This is a genomic window from Pseudomonas sp. Irchel 3F3 (genome assembly GCF_900187545.1).
GTDB classification, from domain to species: Bacteria; Pseudomonadota; Gammaproteobacteria; order Pseudomonadales; family Pseudomonadaceae; genus Aquipseudomonas; species Aquipseudomonas fortuita.
The window spans coordinates 157,967-183,302 of sequence record NZ_FYDS01000010.1 but is presented as its reverse complement, the minus strand read 5'-3'; the positions used below and the strand labels follow the sequence as shown (position 1 = coordinate 183,302).

Sequence of the window (25,336 nt, the reverse complement as noted above, 5' to 3'; positions counted from 1 at the left end):
CATATGGGCTCACGGCGCACGGGTGTTGTCGCGGGGTGGCCGGGTCGGTTCCAGGTTCGGGGTTTGTTGCTGACGACGCAGGTTGTCGCCGTTGCCGATGCCGCGGTTGTCGAGGCTGGGCGTGCGCTGGTACGGGTCGGTGGACGGGCCGCGCACAGGGGGCATGGCCGGCATGCTGCCCTGGCGGCTGTTGGGATTGGCACGCTGAATCGGGCTGTTGTAGGGGTTATTGTTGCCAGCGGCAAGCTGCAAAGGCTGTTGCGGGGCAGCGTGCGCAGGCAGGCACAAGGCCAGGCTGAGGGCCAGGATGGGCAGTGTCGGGTTCATGCTTCACCTCCTGTACGAAAATGCCGCGCCTGGTGGGTTTGATAGCCTAAGGCGCGAGGGGTTCGAGACAAAAGTGTGAATTGGGGCGGAGATGATTCCTGATGTTTCAGTATGCGCCCTTTCGAGCATTGATCATTGTGGGAGCGGGCTTGTCCCGCGAAGGCAGCCACGCGGTGCATGGCACCGGCCTTGCCGGTGTTCGCGGGCCAAGCCCGCTCCCACAGCGCCCCTGCTTACTGGCTTTTGTCTACCTTGTGCCGCGCCGCATACAGGCACAGCATCTCCATCGCCAGGGTCGCCCCCGCCAGCGCCGTGATATCGGCATGGTCATAAGCCGGTGCCACCTCCACCAGGTCCATGCCCACAAGGTTGATACCGCGCAGCCCACCCAGAATCTCCAGCGCCTGCACCGTGGTCAACCCACCACACACCGGTGTACCTGTGCCCGGCGCATAGGCCGGGTCGAGGCAGTCGATATCGAAGGTCAGGTACACCGGCCGCTCACCCACGCGCTGGCGAATCGCCGCAATCACCGCCTCGGTGCCCTGCCGGTGCACCTGACGGGCATCGAGGACGGCAAAGCCCTGGCTGTCGTCGTTGGTGGTGCGCAGGCCAATCTGCACCGAGCAGGCCGGGTCTACCAGGCCCTCGCGGGCGGCATGCCAGAACATGGTGCCATGGTCGATACGCTTGCCCTCCTCGTCCGGCCAGGTGTCGCTGTGGGCATCGAAGTGGATCAGCGCCAGCGGGCCATGCCGGCGGGCGTGGGCCTTGAGCAGCGGGTAGCTGATGAAGTGGTCGCCGCCGAGGGTAAGCATGGCGCAGCCCGCGTCCAGAATATGGGCGGCGTGGGCCTCGATGCTATCCGGCACCGACTGCGGCGTGCCACTGTCGAACGCGCAGTCGCCATAGTCGATCACGGCCAGGTGGTCGAACGGGTCGAACGCCCACGGCCAGTGCCGTGCCCACGCCTGCTGCACCGACGCGGCGCGAATCGCCCGTGGGCCGAAACGCGCCCCTGGGCGGTTGCTGGTGGCGGTATCGAACGGCACTCCGCTGACCACCACATCCACACCGCGCAAGTCGCGGCTGTAGCGGCGGCGGGAGAAACTGGTAATGCCGGCATAGGTACTTTCTGCGGCAGTGCCGTACAGGCTGTCGCGGGTCATCGCCTGGTCGTTGCTTGCGGCTTGCTCCACGGTCGGGCTCCTTGGTTGTTATCAGTTACTGGCGGCTGCGAAAGGCCGTCCACAGGCGGTTACGCTGGCGCAGGTCGGCCAGGGCCATGCTGCGGTCGGCAAACAGCCGCTGGCGCACCTCGGCAGGCGGGTAGATGTCCGGATCGTTGCGCACCGCTTCGTCCACCAACGGCGTGGCTGCCTGGTTGGCGTTGGCGAAGAACAGCGTGTTGGTCAGCGCAGCCACCGACTCGGGCTTGAGCATGAAGGCGATGAACGCCCGCGCGGCTTCGGGGTGCGGGGCGTCCTTGGGGATAACCAGGTTGTCCTGCCACACCAGCGTGCCTTCGCGTGGGATGCGGTAGATCAGCTCGAACGGCTTGCCGGCGCGGCGCGCCTGGTCGGCAGCCATCGCTGCATCGCCGTTATAGGTCAGCGCCAGGCACACGCTACCGTTGGCCAGGTCGCTGATCTGCCGGCCATTGGCGACGTAGCTGATCGAGGGTTGCAACTGGCTAAGCAGCTGCTGCGCGGCGGCCAGATCATCTTTGTCCTGGCTGTAAGGGTCCTTGCCCAGGTAGTTCAGGGCCACGCCGATCACCTCTTGCGGCGAGTCGGGCATGGCGATGCCACAGTCCTTCAGGCGGCTGGCGTATTCGGGTTTGAACAGCAGGTCGAGGCTGTCCAGCGGCACATCGCCCAGGCGCTGTCGCACGGCCTCTACGTTCAGCCCAAGGCCCAGCGTGCCCCAGGTGTACGGCACGGCATGGCGGTTGCCGGGGTCGGCCTCGGCGAGCTTGGCCAGCAAGTCCTTGTCGAGGTTGCTGTAGCCGGGCATGCCCTGGGGGTCGAGCGGTTGCAGGGCATTGGCCTTGAGCGCCCGGGCCAGTACGGTCGACGATGGCACCACCACGTCGTAACCACTGCCACCGGTGAGCAGCTTGGTCTCCAGCACCTCGGTGGTGTCGAAGGTGTCGTAGCGCACTTTGTAGCCGGTTTCCTGCTCGAAGCGCTGAAGGGTTTGCGGGGCGACGTAGTCGGCCCAGCTGTAGAGGTTGACGACCTTTTCTTCGGCCTGCAGCGGCAAGGCCAGGACCAAGGACAACAGGCACAACGATCGACGCATGACGGACACCTCGGCAAATGGGTGGATGCCGCAAGCATGCCAGCCGGGTTACATTGCAGGAATGACAAGTTTGCAAAGCTGACATTCACCAGGAGCAATGTAATGCTCGGACAAGTACACGACCCCGACCTGCACCTGCTGCGGCTGTTCGTCACTGTAGTCGAGGCCGGGGGTTTCAGCGCCGCGCAAGGCGTGCTGGGCTTGAGCCAGCCCACCATCAGCCAGCGCATGGCGCAGCTGGAAACGCGCCTTGGCTACCGCCTGTGCAGCCGAGGCAAGGGTGGTTTCCACCTGACGGAGAAAGGCACATTGCTATTGGATGCAGCACGTGGGCTGCTGCTGAGCATCGAGCAGTTTCGCCAGCAGGCCAACGGCGTGGGCGAGCGGTTGCTCGGGACGGTGCGCATCGGCATGGCAGAAAACCAGGACAAGGCAGTGAGCCTGAAGCTGGCGGCGGCCATTGCGGCGTTCCGCACACGAAAGGAATCGGTGCAGCTGGAGCTGATCAGTGCACCGCCGGCGGAACTGGAGCGGTTGTTGCTGGAGCAGCGGCTGGATTACGCCATCAGCTACTTCTCTGGCATCCAGGCGGCCTTTGATTACCAACCCTTGTTCCAGGAGCGGCAACGCCTGTATTGCGGCAAGGGGCATGAACTGTTCGGCGAGCCGAGTGTTGGGCTTGAGCGGTTGCTGGAGATGGACCAGGTACGCCATCCCTACCGGTTTCTCAAAGGCGGTGAGCCGTTCCAGAGCCGGCACAGCATGGCTGTGGCGGAGCAGATCGAGAGCGTGCTGACGTTCATGCTGTCAGGGCGGCATATTGGCTACCTGCCCTGCCATTGCGCGCACGCCTGGGAGGCGGAGGGGTTGTTGTGGGCGCTGAACCCAGGGCTGGATTTTGTAGTGCCGTTTACCCTGGCCAGGCATCGGGCGCAAGTGACGGGTGAAGCGCAGCAGGCGTTTGCCGAGGACTTGCTCGCGGCGTTTGCCTGAACCGGCCTCTGTGGGGGGCTTGTCCCGCGAAGCAGCCTGCGCGGTGGATGGCACGGGCTTCGCCCGTGTTCGCGGGGCAAGCCCGCTCCCACAGTGATCGCGCCAGCTTTGAGGTGTCGTGCAAGACAGTTGCTCGCACAGAGGCCGGCGCAAACCACACCCATCAGTAGGCCATGCTCCAGGTCAGGGTGTAGGTCCGCCCGCGCCCCTGGTAGTCATACAGGTATGCCGGGCCGTAGGTCGGCGAATAGAACAGCGTCGCGCGTTGGCCCCAGACCGTGCTGTACTGCTTGTCCAGCAGGTTCTGGATGCCGGCGCTGAAGGTGCCGAAGCCGGTGTCCTGGCTGGCCAGCAGGTCGAAGGTGGTGTAACCGTCGATCTCGTGGTCGGCATCATCCTTCAGGCTGAAGGCATGGTTAGCCTGCAGCCGCGCACTGCGGCCATCGTCTTTCCACCCGACAAATGCAGTGGCCTTGGACAAGGATGCATAACGGGCATCACGCTTGATCCACCCGCCGTCAGCGGCCTCTTCCTCGGAACGGGTCAGGTGCAAGGTACCGCCCGCTTCCCAACCCGTCTGGAAGTGGCGGGTCAGCGCACCTTCGAAGCCGAAGTCGCGGCTCTTCTGCTCTTGCACGTTGATCGTCAGCGTTTGCGAATCAACGTTGATGATCTTGTCCGACCAGATGTAGTACAGCGCTGCCTGGGCATCCCAGTCCAGGTCGGCATAGCGCCAACCCAGTTCCACCTGGCGGCTCTTGATGCCGGCCAGCGGGTTGTCGGCCACGCTCAGGCCCGGCTTGCCGTAGTACTTGGCAGGGTCGGGCAGGTCGAAACCTTCGCCATAGTTGGTCCATACCTGGTGGCCGTTCTTGAAGTCGTAGATGGCACCCAGGTTGAACAGGTTGACCTGGTAATCGTTGCTGCCGCCCGGCACGCCCTTGAAGTCGCTGACGTCCACGTCCATCTGCTGGCGACGGGCACCGCCGGAGAACGTCAGGTTGTCAGTGGCATGCCAGTCCAGCTGGGCATACACCGAAACACCATCGACCCGGTAGCTGGGATAGCGCGCCGCCTTGCTGTCCTTTTCCATCTCAAGGCCGCCCGATTCGGACGATGTCAGGGCATTGAAGGTGGTCTGTTCGGCATTGAAGCGCTCGCGGTCAAGGTCGACGCCGTAGGTCAGCTTCAACGTGTCCCACTGCTTGGCGAACAGGCCCTTGAGGCTGGTGACCTCGAAGTTCTGCTGCGAGGCAGCAAAGTAAACCCCACGCGAACCGGTGGGCGTGGCGCGGTTGTAGTACGGGAAGGGGTAAAAGTTGTCGTCTTCCTTGCGGTACGAGGCCTGCAGGTAGAAGTCCTGGCCCAGCACGTCGCTGTGGTGGTAATTGGCGTTCAGCAACAGGCGCCGGGTACGCGGCTCCAGGTCCGACGAGTAACCGCTGCGCAGTTCGGCATCTTCGAGGTCTGACGGCGCGTTGTAGTTGAGGTTGGGGAAGTAGATGCCCGTGCTGCCGTGGTTGCCAGAATCGTAGTACTGGGCCAACAGGTCGAGACGCTGCTGGTCATTCAACTGCAAGCCCAGAGTGCCGAGCACGTCGATGGTGCGGTTGTACTGCAGGTCGGTCTGGGTGTTGTCGATGAAAATCTGGTCGCCGGCGCCGTCGTAGAAGGCTTCGTTCTGCTCACCGGAAATCCCCAGCCGGGCATTGAAGCGTTCGTTGCCGCCACTGATCGACTGGGCAAAGCGAGTGGCCAGGTCATCGCTGTTGTTGAAACCGCTGCTGGCACCAAGCTGGGTTTCGAAGCGCGCAGGGCCGGGCTCGCCCTTCTTGGTCACGATGTTGATGATGCCGCCCGTGGCGCCGCCGCCGTAGATGGCGCTGGCGCCAGACAGCACTTCGACCCGCTCGACGTTGAACGGCGAAATGCTGTCGAACTGGCGCGACAGGCCGCGCGAGCTGTTCTGGCTGACCCCGTCGATCATCACCAGCACATTGCGCCCGCGCATGTTCTGGCCATAGTTGGTGCGCCCTTCTGGCGCCAGGTCGAGGCCGGGCACAAGCTTGCCGATGGCTTCTTTAAGGCTGACGCCGCTGTCGATCTGCTCACGCAACTGCTGCTGGTCGACCACCCAGACGGTGCCGGGGATTTCGCTGATCGAGGTGCTGGTGCGCGAGGCCACGCTGACTTCGATCGGCTTGAGGGTGACGGCCTGCGGCGCGGCCTCGGCCTTGCGCAGGGTCACGGTGCGCGCGTCGCTGAAGTGCCAGTTCATGCCGCTGCCGGCCAGCAACTGCTGCAGGGCCTGCTCGACGCTGTAGCTGCCGTGGAGGGACGGGCTGGCAACGCCTGCAACATCGCCTGTGGTGTACAGCAAGTGCAGGCCGGCCTGGTCGGCGAAGGTGGTCAAGGCCTGGTCCAGCGGCTGGGCTGGCAGGTTTAGCTGAACCTGGCGAACCTGCATCCGGGGCTGTTCGGCAGCCGTCGCGGCCCAGGCATGCGGGTGTCCGAACAGCATGGCCAGTGCGCTGCAGGACATCAGGGTGTGGTGAAAAGCACTGCGACGGCGGTGCAAAGGCTTGAGCATCAGAGGCACGAATGAGCTTCCTGACAAGTCGTAAATGAGAATGGGTTGCTGATCAGTCCCACTACGACGATCTGGCTTGCAGGAACTTGCAGTGCCAAACGGAAAATATTTTTATTGCTGTGCTGCGAAGAGGCCGGTACAGGCCAGTCAGTGAACCACAGCCAACCACGGCAGATAGGTAACCTTGAGCCCATAGCGCTGCTCCAACGTGCGCAGCAGGGCTTCAGGCTCATCAAGGTCAAACACCCCGCTCACCTCCATTGCCGCCAGCTTGCTATCGGACAGCACGATGCGCCCATGCCGGTAACGCTCAAGCTCGGTCAGCACCTGCCCCAGCGGTTTGCCGTTGAAGATCAGCTTGCCGCGCTGCCAGGCCATCTGCGCACCGGCATCGGCCGTCACCGCCAGTTCAGTTTCGCCAACCTTGGCTTCACCGCGTGCCAACACCACGCGACCATCGCGACGCACGCTAAAGGTGGCGGCACCACCCTGCACCTGCTCACCTGCCGTATCGACCACAAACGGCCGCGGATCATCGGTGGTCTCGAACAGGGCCTCACCGGCATCCAGCACCACCCGGCGTTCGTGCTCACTGAACACCACACTCAACGCACTGGCGCTGTTCAAGGTTACCCGCGTGCCGTCCGCCAGGATAATGACCTGCCGCTCACCCACTGCGGTGTGGTAGTCCGCCAGCAGTATCGGCGCCTGCTGCCAACCCGCCACAGCGGCGACCAGCAATGCCACAGAGGCAGCCACACCCGCCTGCTTGAGCCAGTCGCGGCAATGGCGCAGGGCTTGGCCGATATATTTGGCCACCATGCTCTCGGAAACCCCCAGCCGCTGTGCGATCTGCGCCTGTGTCAGGCCATCGACACGGTTCAGCAACAATGCCTGGCGGGCGTTGTCGGGCAGTTTCAGCAGCGCATCGTCAAGAATTTGCAGGCGCTCCCGGGCCAGCAACAACGCCTCAGGCGCTGGCGCCGGGCAGGCCAGCTCACCGGCTCCGTCACAGTCGTCATGGCTGGCAGCGAGGCGCTGCTCGCGGCGCAAGGCATCGATTGCCAGGTTACCGGCCACGCGGAAGATGAAGCTGCGGGCGTGCAGCACCGGCACCGCTAGTTCATCGACTTTCACCAGCTTCAAATAGGTTTCCTGCGCCACGTCCGCGGCGCGCTGGCGATCGCTCATGCGCCGGGTCAGAAACAGCAACAGGTCGTCGTAGTGCTCCTGGAAAGTCGCCAGCAGGCCCGACACGGGTGACATCAGCATGGGTTTGGTAACAGCCAGCAGGAAAAGTTATCGAGCGTTAATGAGAAACAGTATCGTTCATCTTCAAGGACACTTTCAACGCCGACGCGCATTTGCCACACTGAGGGTTCGCCCACTCTGGCAAGGTCGCCCGCAATGACTCCCCGCCCGTACCGCTGTATCCGCCTGTTTCTCGTCCTGCTGATGGTTTATGGGCTGGGCGCTTGCGCTCTGTTTCAACCACGCGACCCGGTCAACATCAGCGTGATCGGTATCGAGCCGCTGGCCGGGCAGGAACTGGAACTGCGCATGGCGGTGAAAATGCGGGTGCAAAACCCCAACGAGTCGCCGATCGACTACAACGGGATCGCCCTGAACCTGGAAGTGAACGGCCAGCCGCTGGCCGCCGGGGTCAGCGACCAGCAAGGGCACATTGGCCGCTACGACGAGGCGGTGATCGTGGTGCCGGTGAGCATCACGGCGTTTTCCTTCCTGCGCCAGGCCTATGGGCTGGGCACGGTGGATTCGCTGAAGGGTTTGCCCTACAAGCTGCGCGGCAAGCTGGCGGGCGGGTTGCTGGGGACCGTGCGCTTTACCGACGAGGGCAAGCTGGACCTGCCCAAAGGCGCCTACTGGTAAGTGCCCGTCGACGGGTGTTCAGCGGTTGGCGCTGGCGGCGGCCATCAACTTGTTGACTTCGCTGCGCACCATGCTGGCGTATTCGGGCGGCGACATGCCCTCCAGTTCGGTGCGTACCCACTCGGCCCATTTACCTTTGCGCCGCGGTTTCTCGGCGATCAGCCGGGCTGCATCACCCTTGGCCTTGCCCAGGTTGCTCTGCCACAGCTCGAACAGCCGCGCCTTCTCTGCCTCGATCTGCGCCCGTTCCTCGAAGCTCATGTTGGCCAGATTGAAACTCATGAAGGTACCTGCAGGTTTGAAAATGGCCGCTATCTTACACCCAGGCAACGCAACATCGGAAAGCCACCGCAACTTTCCCGACGCAGCGGCATCCATTGTTCACACTACCCATCAACGAGGACGAGTTCATGGCCCGTAAAAACGCCACGCTGCCCGACAGCGATCAGATCAAGGACCAGGTATTCAGCGAACTGCAGTCGCTGATCGAGGAATCGGAAAAACTGCTGAACGACAGTGCCGCCCTGGTGGGCGAAGAAGCAGAAACCCTGCGAGCGCAGGTCAGCCTCAAACTGAAACAGGCGCGCCAGGCCGCTGGCAACATACGGGACAAGGCGCAGCCGGTGGTGGACGCCACCCAGGACTATATCGGCGGCCATCCCTGGCAGACCGTAGCCATTTCCGCCGGCCTGGGGGTGGTGGTGGGCCTGCTGCTGGGGCGGCGCAACTGACGCCTGGGCCGCCTGGTGCGAATCAGGCGGCCAGCGCTTGCGGGATACCGCTGTGGAAGCGCAGTTCCACATCTGGGGACTGGATCAGCTCCATTTCTGCAGCGCGCACCAGTTCAACCCGGCGGGCGATGTCTGCCTCATCGCCATAGTTGTGCGCCAGTTTCAGGTAACCCTGGTAGTGGCGCGCTTCGCTTTTCAGCAGGCCGTGGTAGAAGCGGCCCAGCTCTTCGTCCAGGTGCGGCACCAGCGCGGCAAAACGCTCGCAACTGCGCGCCTCGATGAACGCCCCCACCACCAGCGTGTCCACCAGCTTGACCGGCTCGTGAGCGCGCACCAGGCGGCGCAGCCCTGAGGCATAGCGCCCCGCCGACACCGGTCGTAGTGGCACGCCACGGCGCTTCATCAAGCGCAGTACTTGTTCGTGATGCACCAGTTCCTCACGTGCCAGGCGCGACATCATGTTGATCAGGTCGAGGTGAGTGTTGTACTTGGCCATCAGGCTCAAGGCCGTGCTCGCGGCCTTGAATTCGCAGTTCTTGTGGTCGATCAGCAGGGTTTCCTGGTCGGCGAGCGCCGCTTCGATCCAGGCGTCTGGCGTCGGGCAGCCAAGAAAGGCATCGATTTCGGGGATCAGGGACATAAGCGTGCAACCACACAGAACAGGCAGGGCCGGCGATTATACCGGCGGCGGCGGGCGGCGCCAGTGACTAAGCTTGTTGATGTACATCAAACGCCAGCAGGGGGCGCGCCGTCTATAGTCAGGCATTGGTCGCCACCTTTGAAGGGAGCTTACGCCCATGCAAGCCGTCCGCAGCATCCTCGTCGTCCTCGACCCCGAGCACGCCCACAGCCGGGCGCTGACCCGGGCCAAGCTGATCGCCGGCGTCACCGGCGCTCGGCTGCACCTGCTGATGTGCGACAAACGGCATGATCACAGTGCGCTACTGAGCCTGCTCAGCAGCCAGTTGCATGATGACGGCTACGACAACATCACCCATGAGGAGGCTTGGCGCGACAACCTGCACGACACCATCATCTATGTACAGCAGGCCGAAGGTTGCGACCTGGTGATCAAGGACCACCGCCCGGACAGTTCGCTGAGAAAGGCCCTGCTCACCCCCAGCGACTGGAAACTGCTGCGCCAATGCCCATGTGCCGTGCTGATGGTCAAGAGTGAACGGCCGTGGACCGGGGGCAAGATTCTGGCGGCGGTCGACGTGGGCAACCAGGACGAAGACCATCGCCGCCTGCATGCCAGCATCATCGACCATGGCTTCGAGATTGCCAAACTGGCCAAGGGCGAACTGCATGTCATCAGTGCCCATCCGTCGCCGATGCTGTCGGCCTCTGACCCGACCTACCAGCTGAGCGAGACCATCGAGCAGCGCTACCGGGATGCGTGCAAGGCGTTCCAGGCTGAGTACGGCATCAGCGAGGAATGCCTGCATGTAGCTGAAGGGCCGGCAGATGTGTTGATTCCGCACACCGAGAAACTGCTGAACGCGGTGGTGACGGTGATTGGCACGGTGTGCCGCACGGGGATTTCCGGGGCGTTGATTGGCAATACTTCGGAGGTGGTACTGGATGCGCTCGAGGGGGATGTGCTGGTGCTCAAGAGCGAGGAAGCCATCGCTCACCTGGCCGAATTAGCCCGCGGCTGATGCAATTGGCACGATGGGTGCGCCCCTTGTAGGAGCGGCCTTGCGTCGCGAAAGGCCGCGCCTACAGGGACCGCGAAGGCCCGCTACGGCATCGCCTCCAGCACCTTCGGGTCCAGCCCTTCCCCTGCATTGGCCTCGATCCATTGCGCCAGCTGTCGGCGCATGGCCGGCGTCCAGAAGCTTTGCATATGCTGGCGCACCCCCTGTACCGCCAGCGCCCGGTCTGGTTCGCTGTCGAAGTAATGGGCAATCTGGTTGGCCATCTTGACCAGGTTGTCGCTGCTCATCGGCGCACCTCGGCTTGCTCCGCTGTGCGGCGCTCTTGCAGCAGGCGCCGCTGTTTGTCACTGAAGTCCTGATAGCGCTTTTGCCACTGCGATGGCTGGAACACCTTCACCACTTCCACTGCCGTTACCTTGTACTCGGGACAGTTGGTGGCCCAGTCGGAGTTGTCGGTGGTAATCACGTTGGCCCCCGACTCGGGGAAGTGGAACGTGGTGTACACCACCCCCGGCGCTACCCGCGCACTGACCTTGGCGCGCAGCACAGTCTGCCCCGCGCGGCTGCCAATGCCGACCCAGTCACCGTCCTGGATACCGCGGCTTTCTGCATCGGTGGGGTGAATCTCCAGGCGGTCGGCATCATGCCAGGCGACGTTGGCAGTACGCCGGGTCTGCGCGCCGACGTTGTACTGGCTGAGGATGCGCCCGGTAGTCAGCAACAACGGGTAGCGGTTGTTGACCTTTTCGTCGGTAGGCACATAACCGGTGAGCATGAAGCGGCCCTTGCCACGCACGAACTGGTCGATGTGCATGGTTGGCGTGCCGTCTGGCGCGGTGTCGTTGCATGGCCACTGCAGGCTGCCATGGCGGTCGATGTCGGCATAGCTGACACGGCGGAAGGTCGGCGTCAGGCGGGCGATCTCGTCCATGATCTCGGACGGGTGACGGTAGTTCATCGGGTAGCCCAGAGCGTTGGCCAAGGCGATGGTCGCTTCCCAGTCGGCCTTGCCGGCCAGCGGCTCCATGACCTTGCGCACCCGCGAAATGCGCCGCTCGGCATTGGTGAAGGTACCATCCTTTTCCAGGAACGAGCTGCCCGGCAGGAACACATGGGCGAACTTGGCGGTTTCGTTGAGGAAGATGTCCTGCACCACCACGCACTCCATGGCGAGCAAGGCCGCGGTGACATGCTGGGTGTTAGGGTCGCTCTGGGCGATGTCCTCGCCCTGGCAGTACAAGGCCTTGAAGCTGCCGTCCAGCGCTGCCTCGAACATGTTGGGGATGCGCAGGCCGGGGTCGGGCTGCAGGGTCACACCCCAGGCGCGTTCGAACTCGGCGCGCACGTGCTCGTTGGAGATATGCCGGTAGCCAGGCAGCTCGTGGGGGAACGAGCCCATGTCGCACGAACCCTGCACGTTGTTCTGCCCACGCAGCGGGTTCACCCCTACCCCTTCACGGCCGATATTGCCGGTGGCCATGGCCAGGTTGGCGATGCCCATCACCGCAGTGCTGCCCTGGCTGTGCTCGGTCACGCCCAGGCCGTAGTAGATGGCCGCGTTGCCACCGGTGGCATACAGCCGCGCAGCCGCGCGGATCTGCTCGGCCGGCACGCCACAGACCGGGCCGAGTACTTCAGGGGCGTTTTCTGCCAGGCTGACGAAGTCGCGCCAGCGGGCAAAGTCTTCGGTTTCGCAGCGGGCATCGATAAAGCGCTGAGCCAGCAGGCCCTCGGTGACGATCACGTGGGCCAGGGCGTTGAGCATGGCCACGTTGGTGCCCGGGCGCAGTTGCAGGTGCAACTCGGCGCGGGCGTGCGGCGAGTCGACCAGGTCGATGCGCCGTGGGTCGATCACGATCAGCCGCGCGCCCTGGCGCAGGCGGCGCTTGAGCTGCGAGCCGAACACCGGGTGGGCGTCGGTGGGGTTGGCGCCGATCACCAGCACCACGTCAGCCTGCATCACCGAATCAAAGCTTTGCGTGCCGGCCGACTCACCCAGGGTCTGCTTGAGCCCATAGCCGGTGGGCGAGTGGCACACCCGCGCGCAGGTATCGACGTTGTTGTTGCCAAACGCCGTGCGCACCAGTTTTTGCACCAGATAGGCTTCTTCGTTGGTGCAGCGGCTGGAGGTAATGCCACCGATGGAATCGCGCCCGTACTTGAGCTGGATGCGGCGGAACTCGCTGGCAGCGTAGGTCACCGCCTCGTCCCAGCTCACTTCCTGCCACGGGTCTTCCAGGCGCTTGCGGATCATCGGTTTGGTTATGCGGTCCGGGTGGGTGGCGTAGCCCCAGGCGAAGCGCCCCTTCACGCAGGCGTGGCCGTGGTTGGCCCCGCCGTTCTTGTCCGGGACCATGCGCACCAGCTGATCGCCTTTCATTTCGGCGCGGAACGAGCACCCGACGCCGCAATAGGCGCAGGTGGTGATCACCGAACGTTCGGGCTGGCCAAGCTGCACCAGGCTCTTTTCTGTCAGCGTTGCGGTCGGGCAGGCCTGTACGCAGGCGCCGCACGACACGCACTCGGAGGCAAGGAAGTTGTCGCCGCCCGCCGCCGCGACCCGCGACTCGAAACCGCGGCCGGTGATGGTCAGGGCGAATGTGCCCTGGATGTCTTCGCAGGCGCGCACGCAGCGGCTGCAAACGATGCACTTGCTGGGCTCGTAGTCAAAATACGGGTTGGAAACGTCCTTCTTTTCGGCCAAATGGTTGGCGCCGTCGTAACCGTAGCGCACCTCGCGCAGGCCCACCTGGCCGGCCACGGTCTGCAGCTCGCAGTTGCCGTTGGCCGAGCAGGTCAGGCAGTCCAGTGGGTGGTCGGAAATGTACAACTCCATCACGTTGCGGCGCAGGCCGGCCAGGCGTGGCGTTTCGGTACGCACCACCATGCCTTCGCTGACCGGCGTGGTACAGGACGCCGGGTAGCCGCGCATGCCTTCGATTTCCACCATGCACATGCGGCATGAGCCGAAGGCTTCGAGGCTGTCGGTGGCACACAGTTTGGGGATGCTGGTGCCCAGCATGGCCGCGGCGCGCATCACCGAGGTGCCGGCGGGCACGCTGACAGCACGCCCGTCGATGCTCAGGCTGATCTGCACGTCGCTGTCACGGGCCGGGGTGCCGAGGTCGCTGCTTTTATCAGACGCGGGGTCGAAGACATTGATCATTGCGCGGCCTCCGTGGTGGTCAGCCCAAAATCAGCGGGGAAGTACTTGAGGGCACTGGCCACCGGGTAGGCAGTCATGCCGCCCATGGCGCATAGCGAGCCGTACTGCATGGTGTCGCAGAGATCGCGCAGCAACAGGGCCTGGTCGTGGCGTTCGGTGAAATCAGTCGATGCGATCAACCGGTCGACCACTTCCATGCCCCGGGTGGAGCCGATGCGGCACGGGGTGCATTTGCCGCAGGATTCTTCGGCGCAGAACTGCAGGGCGAAGCGCGCCATGCTGGCCATGTTCAGGGTGTCGTCGGCCACCACCACACCGCCGTGGCCGAGCATTGCGCCCATGGCGGCGAAGGCTTCATAGTCCAGCGGGGTGTCGAAGTGGCTGGGGGGTACCCAGGCGCCAAGCGGGCCGCCCACCTGCGCAGCCTTCAGCGGCCGGCCACTGGCCGTACCGCCGCCGTAACCCTCCACCAGCTCGCGCAGGGTCAGGCCGAACGCACGCTCCACCAGGCCGCCCTGGCGGATATTGCCGGCCAGCTGGAACGGCATGGTGCCCAGCGAGCGGCCCATGCCGAAATCGCGATAGAACGCTGCCCCCTTGGCGAGAATGATGGGCACTGAAGCCAGGGTGAGCACGTTGTGCACCAGCGTGGGCAGGCCGAACAGGCCTTGCAGCGCAGGCAGTGGTGGCTTGGCACGGACGATGCCGCGCTTGCCTTCGATGGACTCGAGCAGCGCGGTTTCTTCGCCGCAGATATAGGCGCCGGCCCCCACCCGCACTTCCAGGTCGAAAGCCTGGCCGCTGCCCGCAACGTCAGTGCCGAGGTAGCCGGCTTCACGCGCGATGGCAAAGGCCTGGTTCAGCACGCGAATGGCATCCGGGTATTCCGAGCGCACATAGATGTAGCCCTTGTCGGCCCCCACGGCCAGGCCGGCAATGATCATGCCCTCGATCAGGAGGAAAGGGTCGCCTTCCATCAGCATACGGTCGGCGAAGGTGCCGGAGTCGCCCTCGTCGGCGTTGCATACCACGTACTTCTGCCCAGCCCCGGCGTCGCGCACGGTGCGCCACTTGATGCCAGCAGGAAACGCCGCACCGCCACGGCCACGCAAGCCGGAGTCAAGCACGGCGGCGACCACCTCGGCAGCGTTCAGGGCCACGGCCGCTTCAAGGCCGGCGAAACCGCCATGGGCGCGATAGTCATCCAGCGACAATGGGCGGGTGATGCCGGCGCGGGCGAACAGCAGGCGTTGCTGGGTCTTCAGGAAAGGCATTTGTTCGACCAGCCCCAACGCCAGCGAGTGGCCACCGGGCTCACCGGCCAGGGCATCGAGCAACGCCGGCACGTCTTGTGGGGTCACCGGGCCGAAGCCCTGGCGCCCTTGCCCGCTGTCGCATTCGATCAGCGGCTCCAGCCAGTACAGCCCGCGTGAGCTGGTGCGCTGGATGTCCAGCGGCAGCTGGCGGCGCTCGGCCTCGCGCTGCAAGGCATCGGCAACCTGGTCGGCCCCCACGGCACGGGCCACCGAGTCGCAGGGAATGTAGAGCTTCAGCATGCTGCGTCCTCCCGGCAAGCGTTTACCAATGCACGCAGGCGCTCAGGGGTAAGCCGCGCATGCACCTGGCCGTCCAGCTCCAGCGCCGGCGAGCAGGCGCAGGCACCCAGGCAGTACACCGGGCGCAGGCTGATGGTACCGTCGGCGCTGGTGCCATGGTCATCCAGTGCCAGCTGATCACGCAGTTGCGCGGCCAGGGCCTCGGCGCCACGGCTTTGGCACGATTCGGCGCGGCACAGGCGCAGGGTGTGGCGCGCCGGCGGCGCAGTACGGAAGTCGTGGTAAAAGCTGATCACTCCACGCACCTCGGCCAGGCTGAGGTTCAGGGCATGGGCAATTTCAGGGACAGCGGCATCGGGGATGAAACCGATGTCGTGCTGGATGGCATGCAGGATCGGCAACAGGGCACCGGGGGTTGCCTTGTCACGGGCCAGAATACGGTGGATCACGGGCAGGTGGAGCAGTTCATCAGGCATACAGCGGACCTCGGCATCACGGACCCCGCCTGAATTATTGTGAGGGCAGGTATCCAGCGTGTTCTGCTGCGGCGCGTCGGCCGCGTCACGGTTGCGCGGCGCCGACGGCCTCCTTGCCCACGGCCGCGCATCTGCGCACGCTGGTCCGAAGGCATCCTGCAAGCATGGCACTTGTGGCGCCAGGGGGTTGCGTGCGAACGACCAGGCGCATCCTGAAACCGACGCCAAGCGTTACGGCCCCTGCACGGTATGCGGGGTTTCACAGCAGTACAGGTGCGTCGATGACTACCCCAGGCTAATGCCCGGCGCGAGCAGCCTTGCCTTGGCGCCCCCGGCCGCAAAGGCGCGCAAAGCGCCCCCGGCAATTCGGCACAGGCCTCAGGCCACTGCCTTGTCTACGCTGCGACCGGCTTCCAGCTCACGCACCAGCGGCAACACGTGCTCACCAAAGTACGCCACTTCCTCCTGAAAATGCAGAAAGCCGGACAGGATCAAATCCACCCCCACTGCCTTCAGCGCAACGATGCGCTCGGCAATTTGCTGCGGCGTGCCGATCAGGTTGGTCTTGAAGCCATCGTTGTACTGCACCAGGTCCTCGAAGCTGGACTTGGCCCAGTTGCCCTCGCCTTCCGGGCTGGCTGCCCCGGCGTGCTTCACCTCGTTGCCGAACGCCCGCACCGCCTCGGGGTTGGCCTTGTCGATGATCTCCTGCAACACCGCACGCGCCTGTTCCTCGGTGTCGCGGGCAATGATGAAGGCATTCACCCCAACCTTGACCGAGTGGCCGTTGGCTGCGGCCTTGGCGCGGATATCATCGACCTGGGCCTTGATCCCTTCCACGCTGTTGCCGTTGGTGAAGTACCAGTCCGACACCCGCGCGGCCATATCCCGCGCCGCACGCGAACTGCCGCCCTGGAAGATCTCGGGGTGCGGTTGCTGCAGTGGCTTGGGTTTGAGGTTGTAGTCACGGAAGCGATAGAAGTCGCCGTTGAAGGTGAAGTTGTCCTGCGTCCAGATGCCCTTGAGCGCGCGGATGAACTCCTCGGAACGGCGATAGCGCTCGTCGTGGTCCAGCCACGGCTCACCGATGGCGTGGAACTCGCCCTTGAACCAGCCCGACACCACGTTGATGGCGATGCGGCCATGGGTGAACTGGTCGATACTGGCCAACTGCTTGGCCGCCAGCGCCGGGTTCCACGGCCCTGGCAGGATGGCGGCGATGACCTTGAGCTTTTCCGTGGCCGCCAGCAGCGCATGGCTGATGGTGACCGACTCATGCTGGTTGTCGGCGCCGTAGCCGGCGGTGAAGCGGATTTGCGACAGGGCGTAGTCGAAGCCCGCTTTTTCAGCGATTTGCGCAAGCTTGCGGTTGTAGTCGATGTCCCAGCTGGTGCGCTGCTCGATGGTGCTGACCACCAGGCCACCGCTGACGTTGGGGACCCAGTAGGCGAACTTGAGTGGGGCGTGGCTCATGGGGAAGCTCCTTGAGAATCTTTGGGGTTCAAGGAGGCAGGAGCAGCAAGCGTGCCAACGGCTGGATTCCTTTACTTTCAACGGGTTAATGGAACTAGTCGGCGATGTTGACTGCATGTGGTCAAACACGCTGTCGGATCACTGTTGCCTGCGCAACATCGCCGCTTGCTGCTGGCTCACCGGTTCTTGCGCATGCCCATGTGAGCGTCATCCATCAAGGCTTTGGCCATGTCGCACAGAAAGTGCGAGGCCCAGACCAGCACCGGCTCGTTGTCCATTACCCCGATAAACGATGCCCGCCGAGAGCAGTCCATCAACACAGAGGCCTGCTCGACAGCATGGTCACAGCAGTTGCCGGGCTCGACACGGAACAGCTTCTTGCCGTCGATGATACCGTCCAGGCAAGTGGCCGAGCCTACGGTCAGCCCCAGGGTGCCGGTGTCGTCATCCAATTCTTTATCCATCTTGAACCTCTTCTGAATCTGCCAGCCAGTGGTACTGCCCTCCACTCTCCTGTGGGAGCGGGTTCACCCGCGAACACGGGCGCAGCCGGTGCCATCCACCGCTGGCAAAACTTGATTTCAGCCCATCAATGCAAGGTATGCATTTGCGGCTTGCCTTTGAACTGCACCTGCGCAATCGCCGACTCCAGTAACGAGCGCACGGCCTCCACTTCATGCATCACCGCCAAGGTCATGACGGTGGCGGGAGACTTGGGCAGCGTGGAGAGGGCGTGATGGCCTACGGACAAGGCGCAGAGGACGTATTCGGTGGCCTGGATCAGGGTGTCTTCCAGGTGGTGCGAAGGGTCAGCGGAGAAAGGTGGATCGGGAACAATTTTGAGCATGGCGAATCTCTCTAGTTGCACTACCAAGATCGCCACCTGCTCACTTGCAGATGATTGGGTGGCGGCTACGTAAGGGCCTGCAAGACCGAGGCAACTAGAAAGCCCGGTTGGTCCGAAGACCACCCGTACGCAGCCACCATAAAACGCAGCTGAGCGCAAAGCGCCGTTAGCTGATGGTGAGCTCTTCTAGTTGACTCGCAGGCTTGCAGACCCGGTCGTTGAATTTGCAACGACAGGTCGAGACTAGGGAGATCAGGTTTCCATCGCAATGGTGAAACGGCTTGAAAAGGATGATTCAGAAACGGACTACATGGAAGGGGAAAAATCTGGCTCTATCGTGTAGGAACGACAAAGAATGTGGCGGGCCAACGAAGAGCCCTGTGCGTGGTTGCCCCACGCACAAGCGACAATGTTCAGTGCTGACTATACCGCCAACCGCGCCAGCCGCTGCAGCGCCACAATCACTTCCTCGTCCCGCTCTTCGAGCACATCCGCCTGGATCAGGGCGATCACGGCCTTCAGCAACTCGGTCTGGTTCATCTCGGTTTGTTGTTGCAGCGCAAGCAGGTCCTCTGCCATGTGCGGATTAACCTTCATCGACAACCGCCGGGTAGCGTTGGACCTTGCAAGCCCGCGCTGCTCCCGCTGTGCATCCAGCGCCTGGATGAACGCCAGATGCGCAGCCTGCAATCGGCCCCCCTGCTGAACCTGCGCCAACCGCTGAACATAGTGGGCCAGAAACAACTTGCGTAAATGGGCCCCGGCGTCGCTGCTGACTGCATGCATGGCCGCATCCAGCACGTCCACATAGACGGCCGGCAAGCGCGCCTCGATCGACTTGAGCTGCTGCTTACGCGCCTCGTGAATGGCTGGTGTGGATTGCGGTGGAAGTGCGACCACGCCATCGCAACGGGTACACACGCCCACCAATATGTCCCTGGCCACACCCTTGCCATCGCTGAACGGTACATCCCGGCGGGCATAACGAGTGGGCACCACTGCCTGGCAGTGCTCGCACAGTGCTTTTCCGCTATCCCCTTCAAACAGAATCTTCATGATCTGGGTACTCACTGGTGAACGCTTATGAACCAGGTATCTGGTTCGATAAAAAAGAACTTGATGTACCAGCCATCCCGTTTGAGTACATGCACCTCTACGGCAGCGACAGCGTGGTGAGGGCTGCTTGCGTGGTGAATGCCCCGGCAGGAGCGCACGACTTCGACAACCTCTCGGGCTGACACCTCCCCTGTAGCCAACAGGTTCTTTATATCGATATCCCCGCGCGAAACGTGTTGGTACTCCCCTGATTCAAGCGCCGCTATTACTGCGCGCTGGGCCTCCCTGAAACCGGTTTTCATAGCTCATCCCTGCCATTACGAAAATCATCGTACAAAATCCGGATCAAATCTAGCGCTTGCGAAGCCAAAGCGACCAGCGGTTCCCCCCCGATTCGAGCGATGACCCGGAACACGCATGAACTATGGCCCTGCCAGCCTCAAGACGGCGCAGGGCAATGTAACCAACGCTTTCAAGGCTGCTCGCGGCAGCCGCTTGAAACCTCCGTGAGCACCGGCTAGCTGCTGCCATCCACCTAGGCCGTGTTTCGCGAGAGGTGAAGAAGCATGAAACATTATTTATCAATATATCTTCTCATTTGACGTAGATTCTCATTCGCACGAAATCTGTAACCCTTTTACCAGCCCCCGCCTCAGGAATTCCCCGTGAAACGTCATCTCCCTGCCCGCCTCTTGCTGGTCGGCGCATGCAGCGCCATGCCTGTCGTTCATGCCGCCGACAACCTCACCCTGCCCGCGACCCAGATCGACAGCACGAGCGAAGTGATGGATGCCGTGAGCCAGGGCTACGAAGGCAGGGCCTCATCCAGCACCACCAAACTGGGCCTGACCGACAAGCAGACCCCGCAGGGCGTGACAACCATCACCCGCCAGGCGCTGGACGATTTCAAGATCACCGGTATCAAGGACGCACTGCGCGCAGCACCGTCGGTAACCGTCGAGCAAACCGAAACCGACCGTACCGAATTCACTTCGCGCGGTTTCGACATCGACACCTTCGAGTACGACGGCATGGGCATGCCCTTCGTAAGCAGCACGCTGGTAGGCGACCAGGACCTGGCCGAGTACGAGCAGATCGACGTGTTGCACGGCGCCAATGGCTTGATGAGTGGTGCCGGCAACCCGTCGGCCACGGTCAACTTCGTGCGTAAACGCCCGACAGATACCTTCCAGGCGCAGGTCGACACCAGCGTCGGCTCGTGGGACAGCCGCCGTATCGACGTCGATGTTGCCGGCCCGCTGACCGACAGCGGCAATGTGCGCGGGCGTTTCATCTACTCCCACGACAAGGGCAACTCATGGATGGACCGCTACAGCCACGAGCGCAACGTTGCTGCCGGCCTGCTGGCGTTCGATGTGTCCGACGCCGACACCGTGACCGTGGGCTTCTCCCAGCACAACAGTGACTCCAACGGCAGCACCTGGGGCAACCTGCCACTGGTGGACAATGACGGCAATGCCATCCACTACAGCGGGCGCAGCAACAGCATCGGCCAGCCGTGGACCTACTGGAACCTGCACACCCAGCGGGCCTTCGTCGAGCTGAAGCATGATTTCGGCAATGACTGGAACGCCACGCTCACGGCCACCGGGCAGCAGGAAAAGCAGAACACCAACATGCTTTATGTAGGTGGCGTCTCTGGTGATGTAGCCGACGCGTATGCCAACCACACCCGCAGCGAGGCTCACCAGCTGCTGGGCGAGGCCAAGGTGCAAGGCCCGTTCAGCCTGTTCGGTCGCGAGCACCAGTTGACCTTCGGGGCCGCGTACGGGCGCACGCACCAAAAAGGCCAGGAGTACGATGAAGACCTGGAGCATGGCAGTTTCTTCAACACTTCGTTCTCGGGCATCCTCGCGGGCAATACGCCTATGCCCTCGTTTGGCGTCACCAGTGACGACCTGGCGCAGAACTTCCAGGACACGCAAAAAAGCGTATTCGCCGGTGCGCGATTCAGCCTGGCCGATAACCTGCACTGGATAGCCGGTGCACGCATGCTCAGCGCCGACGGCAAGGGTGAGAGCTACGGTTCAGAACACTCCACGCGCGCCCATGGCAAGGTCACGCCCTACACCGGCCTGGTCTACGACCTGAACGAGGCATGGAGCATTTACGGCAGCTGGACCAAAATCTACAACCCGCAGTACAACGTGGTCGGTACCGACGGCAAGCTGCTCGACCCACTGGAAGGCAAGAGCATGGAAGTGGGGGTAAAAGGCAGGGTGATGGACGAGCGCCTGCACCTGACCGCTGCGCTGTTCAAGACCGAGCAGCGCAACGTGGCCGTGGATGCCGGGTTCGACGGGGTTCAAGAGGTTTACACACCGGGCGACTTCAAGAGCCACGGCGTAGAGTTGCAGGCATCCGGCGAAGTGGCGCCAGGCCTCGACCTGCTCGCCGGCTACACCTATGTACGTATTGACGATGACAACGGCGAGCGTGCGCGCAAATATGTGCCGGCCCACAGCTTGCGCGGCATGGTCACTTACCGCTTGCCGACCCTGCCACAGATGAAGGTTGGCGCCCGTGTTAGCTGGCAGACCGGCGTCGAGAACGACACCAACAGCGCCATCCACCAGAACGCCTACGGCCTGGTTGACCTGATGACCAGCTACGACATTGACAGCAACTGGAGCACGTCGCTGAACCTGAACAATGTCACCGACCGCAAATACCTGCTGTCGCTGTACAACAACGCGACAACCGCCAGCTACGGTGCACCGCGCAACCTGACGGCTTCGGTGACCTGGAAGTACTGACCCCGCCCGTCCTGTGTAGCGGCGCACTGAACGGCATCCAGTGATGGCTTTGGCGCCATTCAAGTAAGCTCAGCCCTTGCAATGCGACTATCAAGGACGGTATCCATGCATTCACTGACTGACGAGCAGTTACTGGCGATCATCCGCGAGAACCCGGTAAACCGGGCACTCCTGGCGGTGCTGGCAACGCTGGATATCCCCCACTGCATGCTGGTGGCAGGCGCCCTGTTCCAGACCTTCTGGAACCACCGCGCAGGGCTGCCTGCCGGCTGGGGCATCAAGGACTATGACATCGCCTACTTTGACGCCGATGTGTCCTGGGAGGCAGAGGACCGGGTAATCACCAGGGTGCAGCAGGCCTGCGCGCACTTGGGCGTCAACGTGGAAGTGCGCAACCAGGCCCGCGTCCACCTCTGGTACCAGGGGAAATTCGGCGGTGCTTATTCGCCATTGCTCAAGGTCACGGATGGCATCGACCGCTACCTGATCCGCTCGACCTGCCTTGGGGTTGATGTGTGCACGGGCACGTTGTACAGCACCCATGGCCTGGATGACCTGCAGCACGATCTGCTGAACATGAACGAGCTGAACCCACGGCCAGGCTTGTTCAGGGAAAAAGCCGCCAGCTACCGGGAGCGTTGGCCATGGCTTGTCTTGGTCGAGTGATCAGAATGCTCAAGCTAGTGTCCGGTTTTCGACGCGCTGAACCAGTCACTGCGTGTCAGCTCCCATACCTCGACCTGCATTGGCCCAGAAACAAAATATCCATCGCGGGTACTCACCCTGCGCATTCCCTCATGCTCTGAAACCTTGCGCGAGGCGTGGTTGGCAACGGCTTTGGGAACCTGCATGAGCGGGCGTGACAACGCCTCGAACCAATAGGCGTTGATGACCCTGCAGGCTTCGCGCATGTAGCCCATGCCCCACCACTGCGGCGCAAGCCAGAAGCCTCTGTTGTTTCCAGGCTGCTCATACAAACTGATGCTGCCAATGGTGCAGTCAGCCTCGTTGCGCAGGCGGATCATCCAGTGCCATTCACGGCCCGCAGCCATGGCAGGCAGGGCGATATCCCGTACATAGACCAGCGCACCGTCTTCCGGATATGGCCATGGGACGCGACGATCGAGGTAGCGGACAACTTCCCATTGCGGGAACAGTTTCTGGATTGCAGGTGCATCCTCCAGTCGCAGGGGCGTAAGTACAAGGCGATCGGTATGCAGCGTCGGCAGGCAAGCCATGGCATTCGTTCCTGGGCATCCTTGTGGAAGCTTCAGATGGTCTGCGATGGGTCGTTTCTTGTCGAGCGGGACTACAGCTTACCTATGTGACCTGCACCCAAACGCCTCTCAGCTGAACACCCAGAGCACGCGGGTGGGCTTGTCGGTGAGGTTGGCATAGCGAAAACTGGCGTGGGGTTGCAGCTGAAAACTGTCACTGGCCCGCAGCGTGACCGGCTCGCCACCACCCAGCCACACCGTCAGCTCGCCTTCGAGCACGAAGCAGCCCTGCTCCGAGCTGTCGTCCAGGTATTCCTCGCCACTGCTGGCCCCTGGCTCCAGGTGGCTATCGAGCATGGAGAACGCGCCCGTTATCGTGGGGGATGCCAGCACATCGGTGATGCCACCCGCCAGGTGAAGGGTACGCCGCTCGTGAGGGCGGGTGACCCAGTCGAGCTCGCGGGGCTTGTCCAGCTTGTAAAAGTAGGCGGTCGAGACGCCGAGCTCTTCACTGATGGCTGTGAGGTCGGCCACGGTCGGGCGCGACACGCCCCGTTCGACCTGGGACAGAAAGCCCACCGAACGGCCGATACGCTGAGCCAGCTCGCCCAGCGTGAGGCCTTTGAACTTGCGCAGGTCGCGAATCAGTACTGCCAGGCCTTCGATTTCTTCGTGCACTTTCATAGTTGAATCGCGACTTTCAGACGGGAAAATAATGCCTTGAAAAGTACAGGATTCATCTCACAAAGCAAATTGCTTTGGGGGCCTGACGTGGGTTTTGCGGTTGGGGCGTAGATCGAGCGCCGCGTGGGCGGCGCTCGATATCACAGGTGCTGAAAATCTACAGGCAAAACCTCTGCCCTTACCGCACAGCCTCATAGGTCAGGTCCAGGCACTTGCGGGCTTTTTCCACCAGCTCGTCGATCTCCTCGATGCTGATCACCAGCGGCGGCGCGATGATCATGGTGTCGCCCACGGCGCGCATGATCAGGCCGTTGTCGAAACAGTGCTGGCGGCAGATCATGCCGACACCTTTGCCTTCGTAACGGGCGCGGGTGGCCTTGTCTTTCACCAGCTCGATTGCGCCGAGCATGCCCAGGCCGCGCACTTCGCCCACCAACGGGTGGTCGGCCAGTTCGCGCAGGCGTTGTTGCAGGTACGGCGCGGTTTTATCGTGCACCTGCTGGATGATCTGCTCGTCACGCAGGATGCGCAGGTTCTCCAGGCCTACCGCAGCTGCCACCGGGTGGCCGGAATAGGTAAAGCCATGGTTGAAGTCACCGCCTTCGCTGATGACCTTGGCCACTTCGTCACGCACGATTACCCCGCCCATGGGGATGTAACCAGAGGTCAGTCCCTTGGCAATGGTCATCAGGTCGGGCTTGAGGTCGTAGTAGTCGGTACCGAACCATTCACCGGTGCGGCCGAAGCCGCAAATCACTTCATCGGCAACGAACAGGATGTCGTACCTGGCGAGAATTTCCTTCACCTTCGGCCAGTAGGTTTGCGGCGGAATAATCACGCCACCGGCGCCCTGGATCGGTTCGGCGATGAAGGCGGCAACGTTGTCTACGCCAACTTCAAGAATCTTCTTTTCCAACTGCTCGGCCGCCCACACGCCGAAGTCGGCCTCGGTCATGTCGCCGCCTTCGCCGAACCAGTACGGCTGCGGGATGTGCACGATATCCGGGATCACCCCGCCCTGCTGGTGCATGCCGCTCATGCCACCCAAGGCTGCGCCCGCCACGGTAGAACCGTGGTAGCCGTTGATGCGGCCAATGATGACCTGCTTGCTCTTCTTGCCCTTCAGCGCCCAGTAATGGCGCACCATGCGCAGCACGGTGTCGTTGCCTTCAGAGCCGGAGCCGGTGAAGAACACATGGTTCATGCCTTGCGGCGCCACATCGGCGATTGCCTTGGCCAGCTCCAGCGCAGGGGGGTGCGCGGTCTGGAAGAACAGGTTGTAGTAAGGCAGCTGCTTCATCTGCTGGCTGGCAACTTCGGCCAGCTCATCGCGACCGTAGCCGACCGCCACGCACCACAGGCCGGCCATGCCATCGAGAATCTTGTTGCCCTCGCTGTCCCAAAGGTACACGCCCTTGGCCGAGGTGATGATGCGCGGGCCTTTCTCAGCCAGTTGTTTGACATCGCTGAACGGGGCCAGGTGATGGTCGCGGCTCATCGATTGCCAGGCAAGGGTCTGCGAATTCTTTTCACTCATTGACTTCTACTCCATCAAGTTGCGCGGCCAGGCTGCGCGGGTACTTTTATA

At 62.8% G+C, this 25,336-nt stretch carries 25 protein-coding genes; 6 read left to right on the top strand and 19 right to left on the bottom strand.

What is annotated here, in order from left to right; genetic code table 11:
- Positions 1-9: 9 nt before the first annotated feature.
- The 3 genes from CKW35_RS22235 to CKW35_RS22225 all read right to left on the bottom strand — a co-directional run bounded on the left by CKW35_RS22235 (position 10) and on the right by CKW35_RS22225 (position 2,631).
- The gene (locus CKW35_RS22235; RefSeq protein WP_023047136.1) at positions 10-327 is read right to left on the bottom strand and encodes a hypothetical protein; all 318 of its coding nucleotides are present in this window, start codon (positions 325-327) and stop codon (positions 10-12) included.
- Between the two features lie 233 nt (positions 328-560).
- The gene (speB, locus tag CKW35_RS22230; RefSeq protein ID WP_016485800.1) at positions 561-1,526 is read right to left on the bottom strand and encodes an agmatinase; all 966 of its coding nucleotides are present in this window, start codon (positions 1,524-1,526) and stop codon (positions 561-563) included.
- A 25-nt stretch (positions 1,527-1,551) separates the two neighbouring features.
- A complete protein-coding gene (locus tag CKW35_RS22225; RefSeq protein WP_016485799.1) occupies positions 1,552-2,631 on the bottom strand; it encodes a polyamine ABC transporter substrate-binding protein in 1,080 nt (359 codons plus the stop codon).
- A 102-nt stretch (positions 2,632-2,733) separates the two neighbouring features.
- On the opposite strand from CKW35_RS22225, the gene CKW35_RS22220 reads away from it, so the two are divergent.
- Positions 2,734-3,624 carry a LysR family transcriptional regulator gene (locus CKW35_RS22220; RefSeq protein ID WP_016485798.1) on the top strand — a complete coding sequence of 297 codons (891 nt, stop codon included), beginning with the start codon at positions 2,734-2,736 and terminating at the stop codon, positions 3,622-3,624.
- Between the two features lie 163 nt (positions 3,625-3,787).
- On the opposite strand, the gene CKW35_RS22215 is transcribed toward CKW35_RS22220, so the two are convergent.
- Complete coding sequence (locus CKW35_RS22215) at positions 3,788-6,214, bottom strand: TonB-dependent receptor (RefSeq protein WP_016485797.1); 2,427 nt, start codon at positions 6,212-6,214, stop codon at positions 3,788-3,790.
- 147 nt (positions 6,215-6,361) lie between these two features.
- On the bottom strand, positions 6,362-7,486 hold the full coding sequence (locus CKW35_RS22210; protein ID WP_016485796.1) for a sigma-70 family RNA polymerase sigma factor: 1,125 nt from the start codon (positions 7,484-7,486) through the stop codon (positions 6,362-6,364).
- A gap of 135 nt (positions 7,487-7,621) precedes the next feature.
- Between CKW35_RS22210 and CKW35_RS22205 the strand changes: the two genes are divergently transcribed.
- A complete protein-coding gene (locus CKW35_RS22205; protein WP_016485795.1) occupies positions 7,622-8,104 on the top strand; it encodes an LEA type 2 family protein in 483 nt (160 codons plus the stop codon).
- 18 nt (positions 8,105-8,122) lie between these two features.
- Here CKW35_RS22205 and CKW35_RS22200 read toward each other — a convergent pair whose 3' ends face one another.
- A complete protein-coding gene (locus tag CKW35_RS22200) occupies positions 8,123-8,386 on the bottom strand; it encodes a hypothetical protein (protein ID WP_016485794.1) in 264 nt (87 codons plus the stop codon).
- A 128-nt stretch (positions 8,387-8,514) separates the two neighbouring features.
- On the opposite strand from CKW35_RS22200, the gene CKW35_RS22195 reads away from it, so the two are divergent.
- The gene (locus tag CKW35_RS22195) at positions 8,515-8,835 is read left to right on the top strand and encodes a YqjD family protein (protein WP_016485793.1); all 321 of its coding nucleotides are present in this window, start codon (positions 8,515-8,517) and stop codon (positions 8,833-8,835) included.
- Positions 8,836-8,857: 22 nt separating this feature from the next.
- Here the strand turns inward: CKW35_RS22195 and CKW35_RS22190 are convergent, their stop codons facing one another.
- Positions 8,858-9,475, bottom strand: coding sequence for a tRNA-(ms[2]io[6]A)-hydroxylase (locus CKW35_RS22190; protein WP_016485792.1), 618 nt, complete (start codon positions 9,473-9,475; stop codon positions 8,858-8,860).
- Between the two features lie 157 nt (positions 9,476-9,632).
- On the opposite strand from CKW35_RS22190, the gene CKW35_RS22185 reads away from it, so the two are divergent.
- A complete protein-coding gene (locus CKW35_RS22185) occupies positions 9,633-10,496 on the top strand; it encodes a universal stress protein (RefSeq protein WP_016485791.1) in 864 nt (287 codons plus the stop codon).
- An 83-nt stretch (positions 10,497-10,579) separates the two neighbouring features.
- Here CKW35_RS22185 and CKW35_RS22180 read toward each other — a convergent pair whose 3' ends face one another.
- The 9 genes from CKW35_RS22180 to CKW35_RS22140 form a co-directional block, all read right to left on the bottom strand.
- Positions 10,580-10,783 carry a formate dehydrogenase subunit delta gene (locus CKW35_RS22180; RefSeq protein WP_016485790.1) on the bottom strand — a complete coding sequence of 68 codons (204 nt, stop codon included), beginning with the start codon at positions 10,781-10,783 and terminating at the stop codon, positions 10,580-10,582.
- Positions 10,780-13,662, bottom strand: coding sequence for a formate dehydrogenase subunit alpha (gene fdhF / locus CKW35_RS22175; protein ID WP_016485789.1), 2,883 nt, complete (start codon positions 13,660-13,662; stop codon positions 10,780-10,782). The genes CKW35_RS22180 and fdhF overlap by 4 nt, the downstream gene beginning before the upstream one ends.
- Positions 13,659-15,218: an NADH-quinone oxidoreductase subunit NuoF gene (locus CKW35_RS22170; RefSeq protein ID WP_016485788.1), complete on the bottom strand. Its 1,560-nt coding sequence runs from the start codon at positions 15,216-15,218 to the stop codon at positions 13,659-13,661. The genes fdhF and CKW35_RS22170 overlap by 4 nt, the downstream gene beginning before the upstream one ends.
- Positions 15,212-15,694, bottom strand: coding sequence for a formate dehydrogenase subunit gamma (locus tag CKW35_RS22165; protein WP_016485787.1), 483 nt, complete (start codon positions 15,692-15,694; stop codon positions 15,212-15,214). The genes CKW35_RS22170 and CKW35_RS22165 overlap by 7 nt, the downstream gene beginning before the upstream one ends.
- 378 nt (positions 15,695-16,072) lie before the next feature.
- On the bottom strand, positions 16,073-17,167 hold the full coding sequence (gene sfnG, locus CKW35_RS22160) for a dimethylsulfone monooxygenase SfnG (RefSeq protein WP_016485786.1): 1,095 nt from the start codon (positions 17,165-17,167) through the stop codon (positions 16,073-16,075).
- A gap of 176 nt (positions 17,168-17,343) precedes the next feature.
- Positions 17,344-17,631 carry a DUF3077 domain-containing protein gene (locus CKW35_RS22155; protein WP_024717324.1) on the bottom strand — a complete coding sequence of 96 codons (288 nt, stop codon included), beginning with the start codon at positions 17,629-17,631 and terminating at the stop codon, positions 17,344-17,346.
- 125 nt (positions 17,632-17,756) lie between these two features.
- Positions 17,757-18,014 (bottom strand): hypothetical protein, encoded by a 258-nt coding sequence (locus CKW35_RS22150; protein WP_016485784.1) that lies wholly within the window; start codon positions 18,012-18,014, stop codon positions 17,757-17,759.
- Positions 18,015-18,437: 423 nt separating this feature from the next.
- Positions 18,438-19,070, bottom strand: a complete 633-nt coding sequence (locus tag CKW35_RS22145; protein ID WP_024717325.1) for a hypothetical protein — start codon at positions 19,068-19,070, stop codon at positions 18,438-18,440.
- Positions 19,071-19,081: 11 nt separating this feature from the next.
- Entirely contained in the window at positions 19,082-19,372 is a 291-nt protein-coding gene (locus CKW35_RS22140) for a hypothetical protein (RefSeq protein WP_016485782.1), read from the bottom strand.
- A 414-nt stretch (positions 19,373-19,786) separates the two neighbouring features.
- On the opposite strand from CKW35_RS22140, the gene CKW35_RS22135 reads away from it, so the two are divergent.
- Complete coding sequence (locus tag CKW35_RS22135) at positions 19,787-21,847, top strand: TonB-dependent siderophore receptor (RefSeq protein WP_256219692.1); 2,061 nt, start codon at positions 19,787-19,789, stop codon at positions 21,845-21,847.
- A 105-nt stretch (positions 21,848-21,952) separates the two neighbouring features.
- Positions 21,953-22,513, top strand: coding sequence for a nucleotidyltransferase family protein (locus tag CKW35_RS22130; protein ID WP_016485779.1), 561 nt, complete (start codon positions 21,953-21,955; stop codon positions 22,511-22,513).
- A 14-nt stretch (positions 22,514-22,527) separates the two neighbouring features.
- On the opposite strand, the gene CKW35_RS22125 is transcribed toward CKW35_RS22130, so the two are convergent.
- The 3 genes from CKW35_RS22125 to CKW35_RS22115 form a co-directional block, all read right to left on the bottom strand.
- Positions 22,528-23,085, bottom strand: coding sequence for a GNAT family N-acetyltransferase (locus CKW35_RS22125; RefSeq protein WP_016485778.1), 558 nt, complete (start codon positions 23,083-23,085; stop codon positions 22,528-22,530).
- Between the two features lie 108 nt (positions 23,086-23,193).
- Positions 23,194-23,748, bottom strand: coding sequence for a helix-turn-helix domain-containing protein (locus CKW35_RS22120; protein ID WP_016485777.1), 555 nt, complete (start codon positions 23,746-23,748; stop codon positions 23,194-23,196).
- Positions 23,749-23,926: 178 nt separating this feature from the next.
- Entirely contained in the window at positions 23,927-25,285 is a 1,359-nt protein-coding gene (locus CKW35_RS22115) for an aspartate aminotransferase family protein (RefSeq protein ID WP_016485776.1), read from the bottom strand.
- Positions 25,286-25,336 lie beyond the last annotated feature (51 nt).